Origin of the sequence: Bartonella bennetti (assembly GCF_045945445.1) — a bacterium.
GTDB lineage: Bacteria > Pseudomonadota > Alphaproteobacteria > Rhizobiales > Rhizobiaceae > Bartonella.
Genome location: NZ_CP174576.1, coordinates 226,377 through 240,166 on the forward strand (window position 1 = coordinate 226,377; position 13,790 = coordinate 240,166).

Below are 13,790 nucleotides of genomic sequence, written 5' to 3' on the forward strand. Positions count from 1 at the left end.
TCATTTTTTTCTAAAAATAGAGATTAAGGGCCTAAAAGCGTCATGTCAACTTTAGTGATATTATTTGAATAATTAAGGTATGAAGTAATTTAGGGTATAATGTGACATTTTTCTATATTATCATGTTTTGTATTATCTGGAATAAAGTGTAATAGAATAGAAGGATCATTTTTTTGTTTGTGTGAAATAAAATTATCAAATTTATCTATGTCTAGATTTTAAAGTGCTATGGTAAAAAAATTTAAATTTGAAAATGCATTAATTTTTAAAAGGGAGTATATTTATGAAATTCAATTTTAGGGCACTATGTTTGGCCTCAACTTTATTAGTTAGCGTACATACGGGCGTGATAGCCCAAGAAAGTGTAAAGTCTGCGAAAAATGATTTAAGTACTTTAGAGAACGCTACTGAAAAACCAGTTTCTCTTTCTCATGTAATAGCAGTGATTGATGGGAAAAATATTACAGCGGGGCAATTAGATGAGCTAGCACTCGAAATAAATCCTAATTTAGTTCGTGTTCCGGATGAACAACGTCGTGTAACGGTCTTAAAAGCTTATTTGGATATGCAGGCACTTGCTAAAGCAGCACTGCAAAAAGGCTTAGATAAGACAGAAGCTTATGATAAACGTATGGCAATAATGCGCGATAATATTCTTCAGCAACTTTATTTTAAAGAGATGGTTGTTGACAAGATTGCAGATGCTGATGTGAAAGCCCTTTATAATAAAGAAATTGCTGCTTTACCTAAAGAAGATGAAATTAAAGCACGCCATATTTTAGTTAAGACAAAAGAAGAAGCAGAAAAAATTATTAAGCGTTTGAATAAAGGTGAAAACTTTGAGGAAATTGCAAAAAAAGACTCAACAGATGGTTCTTCTGCTGTTGGTGGAGATCTTGGTTATTTTAGTCGTGGTCAAATGGTTAAATCATTTGAAGAGGCTGCGTTTAATTTGAAAGTAGGCGAATATACTAAAAAACCTATTGAAAGTCCATTTGGTTGGCATGTTATTAAGATAGAGGATCGTCGTTTGAAACAACCTCCTGTCTTTGACGATGTCAAAGAGGTATTGCGTACACAGCTTATAAGAGAACATTATCAAACACTTATCACTGACTTACGAAGTAAGGTCAATGTACAATACCCTGATTCTAATATTGCAAAACGTATGCAATCTTTTAATGAAAATGAAGCACCATTTCTAGGTGAAGCATCCAATTTAGAGGGGGGAGAATAATCTTTTTCTTATGCTGGGTCATTTTTACAAGGCCCAGCACCTTTATGATTGTATTCAATTACATTTATGGAAAAGCATTTAATGGCTGTAAAGATATCGCCTTTGTCACCTAAACAAATACAAGAGCTCCCACCATTATCTGGTGTGCGAATAGCTACAGCTGAAGCTGGTATTAAATATAAAGGTCGTACAGATCTTCTTTTTATTGTGTTTGATGAGCCAGCTAATGTGGCAGGTGTTTTTACACGTTCAAAGTGTAGGTCTTCTGCTGTAGATCATTGTCGTGAATCGCTTCTTTATGGGGTTGCTAGGGGTCTTGTTGTTAATTCTGGAAATGCAAATGCTTTTACAGGGTACAAAGGTAAGCAGACAACAAATGCAATAGTACGTTCCGCATCTAGTGCTTTAAAGGCGAGAGAAAATGAAATTTTTATAGCTTCTACAGGTGTTATTGGTGAACCAATGGTTGAGGCTTGTATTTTAAATCTTTTACCTGATATGGTTTCTAAAGCAAAGGAAGGATGCTGGTTAGAAGCTGCAAAAGCTATTATGACAACCGATACTTTTCCAAAACTTGCAACGCGTCAGTTTGATTTTGGGGGGGAGCTTGTTACTATTAATGGAATTGCAAAAGGCGCTGGTATGATTGCACCAGATATGGCAACAATGCTTTCTTTTGTGGTAAGTGATGCAGAGATTTCTTCAGATATACTTCAAATGATGTTGTCAGAGGCTGTTCAGGAAACTTTCAATTCGATTACTGTTGATAGTGATACTTCGACGTCTGATACATTAATGATCTTTGCAACAGGAAAAGCGAAGGGCTGCCTCCCTTGTTTGACAAGCCAATTAGATCCTCGTTATTGGATATTTGCAAAGAACTTGCGTGAGCTTTTGCATGAACTTGCATTACAAGTTGTTTGTGATGGTGAAGGAGCCCGTCATTTAATTGAGGTATCTGTTATTGGTGCTACAACAAATAGTGCTGCTAAGACTATTGCTCTATCAATTGCAAATTCACCACTTGTAAAAACAGCTATTGCGGGTGAAGATGCTAATTGGGGGAGAGTTGTTATGGCGATTGGTAAAGCAGGTGTTGAAGCAGACCGTGATCGATTAAAAATTTGGTTTGGTGAACATCGTGTGGCTTTTAATGGTGAACGTGATCCTCATTATAGCGAAGAATCAGTGAGTGCTTATATGAAAAGTCAACATATTACAATTTGTGTTGATATCGGTCTTGGGAGTGGGAAAGCAACAGTCTGGTCTTGTGATTTAACGAAGGAATATGTTGCGGTCAATAGTGATTATAGAAGTTGATTAATAAAACATAAACTTGAATATTTAGTATTTATATACTTCTGAAAAATACTGGATATTTAGTTGTTTATTCTGGGATAGGGCTTTACAATAGCAAAAATGATAGTCACCTATTACTTTTTTGGCCATTAGTATGCATATAAAAAATCCACTCCTTCTTGTTGTTGCATGCGCTTTATTAGATCCGAATAATCGGGTTTTACTTGCACAACGGCCTCAAGGAAAATCATTAGCTGGTTTATGGGAATTTCCTGGTGGAAAGATTGAAAATGGTGAAACGCCAGAGGCATCATTAATTCGTGAGTTAGCAGAAGAGCTTGGCATTTATGTTCAACCGAATAATTTATTACCCTTAACATTTGCAAGCCATAATTATGAAACTTTTCATCTGTTAATGCCGTTATATATTTGCCGCCGTTATGAGGGGATTCCAAAAGGACGGGAAGGACAAAATTTAGAATGGGTTTTTATTAGCAGTCTTGATGAATATTCTATGCCTGACGCTGATAAGCCATTGATTCAAGTTCTAAAAAACCTTCTTCTTTAATATGTTGATAAAGGGAGAATATTGATAAACAATGGGAAATTTCTTTCACTCAATATTTTTCGGTTAAGAAATCCTTAGGCAACTGTATTTTTAAAGTAAGGTTTTTGAAATAATCAGAAGAGATTTAACTATTGTTTTAGATAAATTGCTTGATTATTGTTGTACATTGTTTTGTGTTGGAATACGAGATTCATTATGTGTACATTTATTTTTATTAAGTCACCTTATTTTAGATAAAATAATTATTAGAAATAAATTATTTATAGATAAAAAATATTTTTAAATTATATTAAATATTATAAAAAAATAATAATTTTTATATTTATTATAATAATATTTACATTTTATTTGTGAATAATTTTTTAATTTTTAAAAATAATAATAGGAATAAATAATGATATTTGGTTTTTTTATTAATTTATTTTTATTTGTTATTTTTTTGTTATGTCTTGTTTGTTACAAGAGAATTAAAAAAAATTTTACATTGCACGTTATACTAGGTCTTATCATTGGTTTAATTTTTGGTAGTGTTTTGCAGATTATTTATAAGGAAGGCAATCCTATTCTATTAGAATCTGTTGAATGGTTTAACATTGTTGGTGATGGATATATATCGTTATTAAAAATGATTGTTATGCCATTGGTTTTTATCTCTATCGTTTCGGCAGTAGCACATTTGCATTCTTTTTATGCTGTTGGCAGAATTGGCATAATAACAATTTCAATACTCCTTTTGACAACATCTTTTTCTGCGTTGATTGGTATCTTGATGGTTAATTTCTTTGGACTCACTGCAAGTACTTTAGTACATGGAGGAGAAGATATATCTACTATTCTTGCAAGTCATACTTCTCAGCTTGAAGATATCAGTATACCAAAGTTGATTTTATCATTTATTCCTCAAAATTTATTCGCTGAGTTAATAGGAACAAAGGCTACATCAATTATTAGCGTTGTTATTTTTTCAGCTTTTTTAGGAGCTGCGGTTATTCTTTTAAAAAAGGATGAACCAGATAAAGGGGAGAAAGCGCTTGTATTGATTCAAATTATACAGTCTTGGATTATGCGATTAGTGCGTATTATAATTTCTTTAACACCTTATGGTATTTTTGCTCTAATGACTAAGGTGGGAGCAACTTCAAATATTGCAGATATTTTAAAATTACTGGTTTTTATTGTTATTTCTTATATTGGTATTACCCTTATGTTTGGAGTTCATGGCATATTACTTGGTATCTCAGGTATTAATCCATTCCGTTTTTTCAAAAAAGTTTTTCCTGTTTTAACATTCGCTTTTAGTAGTCGTTCAAGTGCCGCTAGTATTCCTTTAAATATCGAAGCACAAACTCAATGGATTGGTGTTCCGCATTCAATTGCAAGTTTTGCGGCTTCTTTCGGTGCAACAATTGGTCAAAATGGTTGTGCAGGCCTTTATCCAGCAATGCTTGCGACTATGATAGCCCCTTCTGTTGGCATTAATCCTCTCGATCCTCTCTGGATAGCTACTCTTGTTTGTGTTGTAACATTAAGTTCTATTGGTGTTGCTGGTGTTGGAGGAGGAGCTATTTTTGCTGCGTTAATTGTTTTGCCAATTATGGGGCTTCCTGTTACTTTGCTAGCTGTACTCATTTCTGTTGAACCTTTAATTGATATGGGGCGTACGGCTCTTAACGTAAATGGTTCAATGTTAGCTGGAACTATGACAAGCCAGATATTGCATACAACGGATAAAAGCATTTTTGAAGAATGATTTTCATATTAAGATTATCGGCTTTTTCATATTTATTATTGATATAATCTTTGTTACTTATTGATAATTTTGCTTCCTTATAAAATAGCCTCTTTCCGTAAAATATAATATCTCACAAACTTGACCATTATCACAAATATAATTTCGCTGTAAATTTGAGTTTTTATAACCTTAGATGTTACCATCTAAACCCTTTTATCAATTTTAGTTCTTCTAGAAATTTCTGTACTGTTGAAAATTTCTGTATTTTCATAGATGCTAGTCTATAATAGATCAAGCAATTGCCTTTTTGTGATAGTTTTTTACTTTACTAAAATTAGTTTCTTTTATGTTTCTGAAGTCTTGAGAAGCTCTGGTACAATAAATTTTATAATTATCAGTATTATTTTACTTCTTCTAGAAATTCAACTTTTGGATTGCAAGTTTTGAGATATAGTATATCTTTTTATTTTGTATATGGTAACTTTATATTTAATTCATCAAATTATTCATAATCTGTAAACTAAGAAACATTGCTATTTTTCTTATTATAATAAATTATAAGACTATGGTAAAGTTGCTTACTTTTATAGCTATTGTAAGATAGTAGTTTCTATCTTGATAAAAATTAATTGCGATTATAAAATTTTGTTATTAATAAAAGAGTATTATTAAAACGATTTTTACCTAATATATAAATCGGATTTTACTCCCAATGTTCACACAGTTTACGTGCATTATAAAGTGCCGTTTTATAAGGCTATGATTACAACTCTAACTTTAATATTATTTTCTGAACTAAGAGTATTTCTCTTTCTCAAAAGAGAAACCCTTAGTGTTGAGCTTTTGTATCTTACTTCTGACAAATAAAACTTTTATTGTTAATAAAATTAAAGCTCTTCGTTATTTTAATCAGCAATTTCAAGTCATAAAGAAAGGTCTATATTAATCACTACCTTAATTATTGTAAAATTTGTGATAAAATTAAAATAAGTAAAATTCAAACGATCAATTTCTTCTTTTATTATCTCAATCCAATGCTTCACCAAACAATTTTTCTCTTAAAATTCTGTTTGTGATAAGAAAGGTTTTACATCAATAATATAGCTAAAAAGCTAAGAAAAGTCTTCATAATCAACAAACGCAATATTCATTCTTAATATTTAAAAAAAATGCTAATAAAAACATATTAATTAAAATATGTTTCTACCTTTTTTAGGGATTCTTGAACAAGAGACTCTTTAATCAAGCTATTAGCTTGTTCAGCATCTAATTCTTTTGTAAGAAGCCTATTTGCAGCAGAAATTGCTAAATCAATAGCAGATGAAGAAACCATCCGAACTACATTAGCTTCAGCTTGAGCAATTTTTTGTTCCGCTAACCGATTGCGATCCTTTATATATTCCTCTGTTTTTATGCGAGTTTCAGCAATCATAGCATCAACTTTACATTTAGCATCAGCAATAATCTCTTGTGTTTCTTTTTCTATCTCTAGATGTTTACGCTGATATTCAGCAAGCACTTTCTGTGCCTCTTCACGAAGATGAAGAGCCTCATCAAGTTCATCTTTAATATGTTTTGCACGTGTATCGAGTTTGCGTATTATCACATTGGGAACTTCAAAATAGATTAAAAGCGCTAAAAAAAGAACTAATCCAATAAAAGCCCAAAACGTATCAGTCATTTTTGCAATCCTTAATGACTTACAGCTTTAACAGCTGAACTAACAGATTTTTTACTAATATCAACATCAACTAACTTCTTAATGATTTCGAAAGTAATTTCTTCTGCGATTAAATTAATATTCTGCATTGCTTTATTTTGAATCTTTTTTATTTTATCTTCAGCATCTTCTAGCTTTTTCTCCAAAGCTGCTTCAATTTTTTCTCGCTGGAGCTCAGCCTTTAATTTAATTTCATTATTTGCTGCCTGTATCATATTCTTTGCTTCTAAACGAGCCTCTGCTAATTTCTTTTCGTAAATTTCAATTACAGTATCTGTTTCCTGTTTTATGCGCATTGCCTGATCTAAATCGGATACAATCCGATCTCGACGTGTTTCAATAACACCACCAATACGCGGTACGATTACACGAGAAATGAAGAGATAAAAAAATCCAAAAGAAATAGCTAACCAAAGAAAATGTGAACCAAAATACACAAAATCAAAAGGTGGAAAGACACGACTCGCATGCTCTGTAATACTATTAAACTCCACTTTACCATCATGACATTCTAGCACTGTAGTATTATCATGATCAAATTCTGCCTTATTATTAAAATGATCCGGCATTTTAGTATCTTCTACATCATCGCTGGAAATTAACATTTCATTTTCCTTCGAAATAATCATTCTATCTCTATTAAATCAAAGCTTTTAGTAAGTAATAACTTTCTTTTTATTAAGAGCTAAAAGGCTATGTCTGTTCTCAAACAATTTATAAAACAGACATGCTTTTTGAAAGTAATTAGACAGCGAAAAGAAGTAAAAGAGCAATAAGCAATGAAAAAATACCTAAAGCTTCTGTAACAGCAAAACCAAATACTAAACGACCAAATTGACTATCTGCTGCTGATGGATTCCGTAAAGCACCAGAAAGATAGCTTCCAAAAATATTTCCAAGACCTAGTGCGGTTCCAGCCATACCAAAGCAAGCAAGACCAGCTCCAATATATTTTGCTGCAAGTACTAATTCCATATCATTCTCCTTTAAAGCGAAATTGCATAATTTGACGGAAACCCGCCGGTTTTATTAATGTTCTGGATGGACCGCATCATTAATATACATACAAGTTAGAACTGTAAAAACATAAGCTTGAAGAAAAGCAACCAAAAATTCAAGAGCCGTAATTGCTACAGTCATGGCAAGTGATAAAATTGCACCGCCCATACCTATGATTCCAATTCCAACCATTGAAACAATAAAGCCAGAAAATACTTTAAGCGTGATATGACCTGCAAGCATATTAGCAAACAGGCGAAATGAAAGGCTAATAGGGCGAGATAAAAAAGAGATAACCTCAATCATTGTAACCAAAGGTAGTATGATCACAGGAACGCCACTGGGAACAAAAAGCTTTAAGAAATTGAGTCCATGTTTATAAAAACCATATCCAATTACCGTTAAAATTACTAACATTGCTAATGAAAAAGTAATCACAATTTGGGAAGTAATTGTGTAAAAATAAGGAAACAAGCCAATAAAATTAGCAATAAGAACAAAAATGAATAACGAAAAAACTAAAGGAAAAAATTGCATTCCCTGCGTACCAGACGATTCTCGCAAAGTTGACGCTACAAACTCATAAAGCATTTCGGAAACAGATTGTATCCGTGTTGGGACTAACCGACGACTTGATGATGAAATGAAAAGAAATACTGAAGAGAGAACAACCGTCAAAACGATAAAAAACGACACGTTTGTAAATGACAAATCGACATTTCCAATGGAAATATTAATCAATCGTGAAACCTCAAATTGATGGATAGGATCCGGTGCGTGCGATGTCACTTTTAAACCTCTTTATTATCTTCTTTATTTTGTTGCAAAGCACTATGTCGTCCTAATTGGCTGGGAGCAATATATTTCATAGATCGAAGAATATTTAGTATACCAGCAACGAATCCAAGAAAAAGAAAAAACACTAATCCCCATGGTAATGAACCTACTAATTTGTCAAACCCAAATCCTAAAACAGCTCCTACAATAATATTCGCCAGAAACTCACTCGACAACTTAACAGCATATGCCATTTTTTTTTGTTGCTCTTTTTCTCCAACTTCAGACTGCTCTTTCTTTAACACTTTTTTACTGATTAAAGCTAATTCTAAATTCCGATTACGAAATTCTAAATCCTCTGAATAAAGAGAAGATACTTGTTTGCGTTTATATCTCTCAACATCCTTTTGTGGCATATCGGGATCATCGCCCTTCGCCATAACTGGCTCCTTAAGCAAAAAAGGTTACAATATACTCGATCAAGCTTTATTTAGCATATTGCTGTCAGATTTATTCGTCAAGTCCTCAAAAGCACTCTACCACAAAGATTTTTATAGATAAATAAAAACGCCTAAAATTTATTTTATTACGTAAAAAATCCAATAAAAAGAGTATCATATCTTAAATTTTAACAGATTTGCAAATACTTGTTGTTCTATAATAAGTAATTAAATGTTGATTTTTAATTTTATAAAATTTAACAATATGTAAAAGAAAATTACTTCTTTTTTGCGCGTCTTGCAAAAGGATTATCAGATGTCCGCAGAGATAGACGAATTGGTACACCTTGCATATCAAATTTATCTCGCAGCCCATTAGAAAGATAACGCAAATATGATTGAGGCATTTCTTTTGATCGTGAACAAGAAATAACAAATCCAGGAGGACGTGTCTTAACTTGTGTTATGTATTTAATTTTAGGTCGATGTCCAGAAATAGCGGGTGGTGGATAATTAACAAGCATCGTTTCAAGCCAGCGGTTCAGTTTTCCTGTAGAGATACGACGGTTCCATACACGATGTATCATCGTAATATTTTCCATCAATTTATTAATTCCTTGACCATATTGACCTGATAAAGGGATAGCTCTCAAGCCACGTACCTGAGGAAGAAGGCGAGTACATTTTTCATATAGAGTAGTTAATGTTTCATGACGGTTTTCAATAAGATCCCATTTGTTGAAAGCAATGATAGGAACACGTCCTTCACGAATCACAAGATCAGAAATTTGTAAATCTTGCTTTTCAAAAGATGCTGTTGCATCAAAAACAATTACAACGACTTCAGCAAAACGGATTGCGCGTAAAGAATCCATAACAGAAAGTTTTTCTAACTTTTCTTGAACTTTTGATTTTCGACGCAAGCCTGCAGTATCAAAAAGTTTAATACGACGATTATTCCATTCCCAATCTACAGAAATAGAATCACGCGTAATACCAGATTCAGGTCCTGTCAGTAAACGATCTTGCCCTAACATGCTATTGATAAGTGTTGATTTCCCTGTATTTGGGCGACCAACAATTGCTATCCGAATGGTTTTTTTTTCATCATAAACAGAATCCTCTTCTACTATGTCACCAACATTATCGCTAATAGATGAAACCTGTGCAGCAGTATAAACCTTTTCTTTTTCTCTCATCAGATTAAAAATTTTATCTGTACCAATAGCAGCTACAATAGCATCACGAAGGTCTGAGAGACCTTGACCATGTTCAGCAGAGATTAGGCAAGGCTCACCCAATCCCAATGACCATGCTTCATATTCTCCTGCTATCGCTGCTTTTGACTCAGATTTGTTAGCAACGAGCACGATTGGTTTTCCTGATTTACGAATGAGTGAAGAAAAATCTAGATCACTGGGTGTGATCCCACTTTTAGCATCAAGCACAAATAAAATAAGATCTGCTTCATCAATGGCAATTTTTGTCTGAGAACGCATACGTCCTTCAAGTGTATGGTTATCTGTTTCCTCCAATCCTGCTGTATCAATTACATCAAAATGAAGATCTTGAAGCTTAGCTGAATGGGTACGTCGATCACGGGTTACACCTGGTTGATCATCAACTAGAGCCAGCTTTTGCCCAACCAAACGATTAAATAGTGTCGATTTACCAACATTAGGCCGACCAACTATAGCAATGGTAAGGCTCATCAATTTATTCCTTATTTACCTTTCCACTCGCTTGAATAAGCTCAAGCATAATTTTTGCTCGATCCGTTATTTTAAATACTAGAGCATTCTCTTCAACAATTTTTTGGAAATAATAAACTGCATTTTCCATTTTATCCGCTTTATAAGCGGCTAAGCCTAAGACCTCTCTTGCAGACATGCGCATAGGATCAATATCATTAGCCATTTCTTTAACACGCTGCATTACATCATCAAATGTTCCTATATCAACTAAAATATAAGCTGCTCGAATTTTTGCAATTTTCCGCAAAATCTGTGGTGCTTTTTCATCCGCTGCAATCATATCAAACATTTTTACTGATTTAGCAGTATCACCTCGTTCCATCCACAAAGAGGCTTCACGTAAATCTGCAAGAAAAGGATATCCACCAAAATCAGATTTTTTAACACTTTTAAATTTCTTAATCGCTTCATCGAAATGATGTGCATCAGCTAAATCAAGGCCTGTTATGAATGTATCACCAACATTATTGGCTTTATTTATCTGCTGCTGCTGATAAATTTGATAGACAATTATCATCAAAACAAAAATAATAATTGCACCAATAACAAAAGAACCATAACGTTTCCAAAAAGTATAGAATTTTTCTTGACGGAGTTCTTCATTAACTTCATAAATAAAATTATCATGTGTCATATAGTCTACCTTGAAAAAACATTAGTCTGCGCTTTTACATAAAATGAATAAAATTAGTAATCCTAATCAACAAAAAATTTTATAATTTCAATTGACAAAATTAGAATGAGTGTCTGTTCTTATCAATTGGATTTTTTTAAATCATTATACTACTTAAGATTTTTGTAAAATTTATCGATTCATATTATGGCTTTGATGTGCTTGACCTTTAAAAAGCATGAAAAACTATTTTCAGTGGCTCTGTTTATTGCACTCAACTGATAACTCATTCAAATATAGTGCAGGTTATTTAATTGTTATTATTTTTTTATGATAGTTCATATAACGATAATGCATGAATAACAGGTACAGTGCAAGTTAATCTTATTATCAATTTTTTACTACTTGTAAAAATTTTATACGAATATTTTTATAGAGGATAAATAAATACCTAAGTATAGTATGTAGAAAAAATAATCATTTTCTGAATGTTTAGTTTCATATAATTTCAATAATATTATTCAATCTCACTTTTTTATCTAAAAGTTTTTTTACGACGCACATCTATTATCTAAAAATTATTTTATTGTAATGGCCAGACCCACATTAACATGGGAACAGCAACGACTGCTATTAATATAGCTAATGGAATACCAAAACGTGGATAATCACTAAAACGATAACCACCTGGACCCATTACTAACATATTACATTGATGTCCAATAGGTGTGAGAAAATCACATCCAGCTCCTATCGCGACAGCCATTAGAAAAGCTTCAGGTTTATAATGGAGAGAATGAGCAAAGCTTGATGCAATTGGTGCGATTACCATTACTGTTGCCGCATTATTCAAAAATGGTGTCACTAACATTGCTGTAATTAAAATAAGCGCTAATGCTCCAGATGGTGGTAAAAATACGGCCAATTGACTTAGCCAGTGACCGATTAAATTTGTGCATCCTGTTTTTTCTAGTGTTTCACTTACTGGAATGAGAGCTGCTAATAATACCAATATTTGACCGTCTAGAGTTTGATATAAATTACGTGCTGGAAGAACGCGAAAAATAACCATTGCGACAGCGGCTGCAAAAAAAGATAACGCAACTGGAATAATCTGAAAAGCGGTCAAAGCAATTGCTATAAATAAAATAGACAAAGCTGCAAGACTATGCCGTAAATTACCAAACATAATATTACGCTTTGCTAATGGCAGGCATTTCAATTCCCGTAACAAATTTGGAATGACTACATCTTGCCCTCGTAAAACAATTACATCTCCAAGATGGAAGACGATATCATTGAGTCTTCTCCGAACCCTTTCATGCTGACGGCTTAATGCAAGGATATTCACATCATAACGCTCAAAAAGTGAAAAATTTTTAGCACTGATACCGATAAGAGGTGAGTCATGTGAGATAACTGCTTCAATAATTTCACTGTCTTTATCGTTTGTAGATACAGTACGGCCGGTAAAAAATTCCAAACGGGAAGAATTAATGACAATATCTAAACCCTTATGTGATCCTTCTAATAGAACAATATCTCCTTCAGAAAAAACAAAATCCGGCAAAGGAGAAATAAACATTTTATTTCTAATAATTTGCAGAACCATAACTTCACCACTTGATGGTTTAACAAGATCAATAATAGTTTTACCAATAATCGGAGAACAAGCTGGAATATGTACTTCTGAAATATAGTTACGAATATCAATAGCATCATCAAATGATACACTCGGATGTGCACGGATAGGTAAACGCCAGGAAAAAAACACTAAATATAATACCCCAGAAATAGCAACTGCTATGCCAACTGGCATGAAATCAAACATAGTAAAAGGAGCGCCTGTCAAACGTTCTTGCATAGCTGAAATAACAATATTAGGAGAGGTGCCTATTTGTGTCATAAGACCACCCAATAAAGCACCAAATGCCATTGGCATTAAAAATACTGATGGTGTAACCTGAGAACGGCGAGCAAACTGAAAAGCTATTGGTAGCATAATAGCCAAAGCACCAATGTTTTTAACAAATGTTGATAAGAGCATGACAGAGAGAACTAAAAAAGCTAGCTGAAGCCTTATCGATTTCACATCAGGCCATATATGTTGAATAATTAATTCCATCACACCAGAGCGTGATACAGCTGCACTAACTACAAATACGCTACCGACAATAATGACAATATCATTACTAAAACCGCTAAATGCTTCCTTTGGACTGATAAGACCTACTGTGCAGGCAATCAATAAAGTACAAACAGCAACAATATCATAACGAAATCGGTCCCAAATGAAAACAATCATCATGAGACAAATGATAGAAAAAGCCATTATTTGATCTTCTGTCATGAGATTCATCTTTCCCTGTTAATTAGCATTATTACAAATGCACATATCGTTTTTAACTGTTCCTATCACTAGAAACAAGATCAAACCAAACATGACTGTAATTAATTAAATGGGTGATAAAAATGATCAAAAGATAATATTTAGCATATATTTTCTTGTTAATTATTATAGTTTTTGCAAAAATTAAACTAAAGAAAATTGGTGATAGTTAATAAAAATTTATTGAAAAAAATAAGATAATAACTCTACATGCAAAAGTGATAAAAATCGACAGTTGTGTAATAGATATTATAGCGTATAT

12 protein-coding genes are annotated in these 13,790 nt (G+C 32.9%); 4 read left to right on the plus strand and 8 right to left on the minus strand.

Annotated elements, in window-relative coordinates; genetic code table 11:
* The first annotated feature begins 283 nt into the window (after window positions 1-283).
* The 4 genes from ACJTDF_RS00860 to ACJTDF_RS00875 all read left to right on the plus strand — a co-directional run bounded on the left by ACJTDF_RS00860 (window position 284) and on the right by ACJTDF_RS00875 (window position 4,854).
* Window positions 284-1,237 carry a peptidylprolyl isomerase gene (locus tag ACJTDF_RS00860; protein ID WP_407965734.1) on the plus strand — a complete coding sequence of 318 codons (954 nt, stop codon included), beginning with the start codon at window positions 284-286 and terminating at the stop codon, window positions 1,235-1,237.
* 81 nt (window positions 1,238-1,318) lie between these two features.
* Window positions 1,319-2,557, plus strand: a complete 1,239-nt coding sequence (argJ, locus tag ACJTDF_RS00865) for a bifunctional glutamate N-acetyltransferase/amino-acid acetyltransferase ArgJ (RefSeq protein ID WP_407965735.1) — start codon at window positions 1,319-1,321, stop codon at window positions 2,555-2,557.
* 133 nt (window positions 2,558-2,690) lie between these two features.
* On the plus strand, window positions 2,691-3,104 hold the full coding sequence (gene mutT, locus ACJTDF_RS00870) for an 8-oxo-dGTP diphosphatase MutT (RefSeq protein ID WP_407965736.1): 414 nt from the start codon (window positions 2,691-2,693) through the stop codon (window positions 3,102-3,104).
* Window positions 3,105-3,498: 394 nt separating this feature from the next.
* The gene (locus ACJTDF_RS00875; RefSeq protein ID WP_407965737.1) at window positions 3,499-4,854 is read left to right on the plus strand and encodes an L-cystine transporter; all 1,356 of its coding nucleotides are present in this window, start codon (window positions 3,499-3,501) and stop codon (window positions 4,852-4,854) included.
* 1,168 nt (window positions 4,855-6,022) lie between these two features.
* Here ACJTDF_RS00875 and ACJTDF_RS00880 read toward each other — a convergent pair.
* The 8 genes from ACJTDF_RS00880 to ACJTDF_RS00915 form a co-directional block, all read right to left on the minus strand.
* On the minus strand, window positions 6,023-6,517 hold the full coding sequence (locus ACJTDF_RS00880; RefSeq protein WP_407965738.1) for a F0F1 ATP synthase subunit B: 495 nt from the start codon (window positions 6,515-6,517) through the stop codon (window positions 6,023-6,025).
* Window positions 6,518-6,528: 11 nt separating this feature from the next.
* Window positions 6,529-7,185: a F0F1 ATP synthase subunit B gene (locus ACJTDF_RS00885; protein WP_407965739.1), complete on the minus strand. Its 657-nt coding sequence runs from the start codon at window positions 7,183-7,185 to the stop codon at window positions 6,529-6,531.
* Between the two features lie 115 nt (window positions 7,186-7,300).
* Window positions 7,301-7,531 (minus strand): F0F1 ATP synthase subunit C, encoded by a 231-nt coding sequence (locus ACJTDF_RS00890; RefSeq protein ID WP_006589457.1) that lies wholly within the window; start codon window positions 7,529-7,531, stop codon window positions 7,301-7,303.
* A gap of 54 nt (window positions 7,532-7,585) precedes the next feature.
* Window positions 7,586-8,344: a F0F1 ATP synthase subunit A gene (locus ACJTDF_RS00895; protein WP_407965740.1), complete on the minus strand. Its 759-nt coding sequence runs from the start codon at window positions 8,342-8,344 to the stop codon at window positions 7,586-7,588.
* Window positions 8,345-8,346: 2 nt separating this feature from the next.
* Window positions 8,347-8,772 (minus strand): AtpZ/AtpI family protein, encoded by a 426-nt coding sequence (locus tag ACJTDF_RS00900; RefSeq protein WP_407965741.1) that lies wholly within the window; start codon window positions 8,770-8,772, stop codon window positions 8,347-8,349.
* A gap of 278 nt (window positions 8,773-9,050) precedes the next feature.
* Window positions 9,051-10,484, minus strand: coding sequence for a ribosome biogenesis GTPase Der (gene der, locus ACJTDF_RS00905; RefSeq protein ID WP_407965742.1), 1,434 nt, complete (start codon window positions 10,482-10,484; stop codon window positions 9,051-9,053).
* Window positions 10,485-10,488: 4 nt separating this feature from the next.
* A complete protein-coding gene (locus ACJTDF_RS00910) occupies window positions 10,489-11,160 on the minus strand; it encodes a tetratricopeptide repeat protein (RefSeq protein WP_407965743.1) in 672 nt (223 codons plus the stop codon).
* A 562-nt stretch (window positions 11,161-11,722) separates the two neighbouring features.
* Complete coding sequence (locus ACJTDF_RS00915) at window positions 11,723-13,489, minus strand: SLC13 family permease (protein ID WP_407965744.1); 1,767 nt, start codon at window positions 13,487-13,489, stop codon at window positions 11,723-11,725.
* Between the last annotated feature and the right edge of the window lie 301 nt (window positions 13,490-13,790).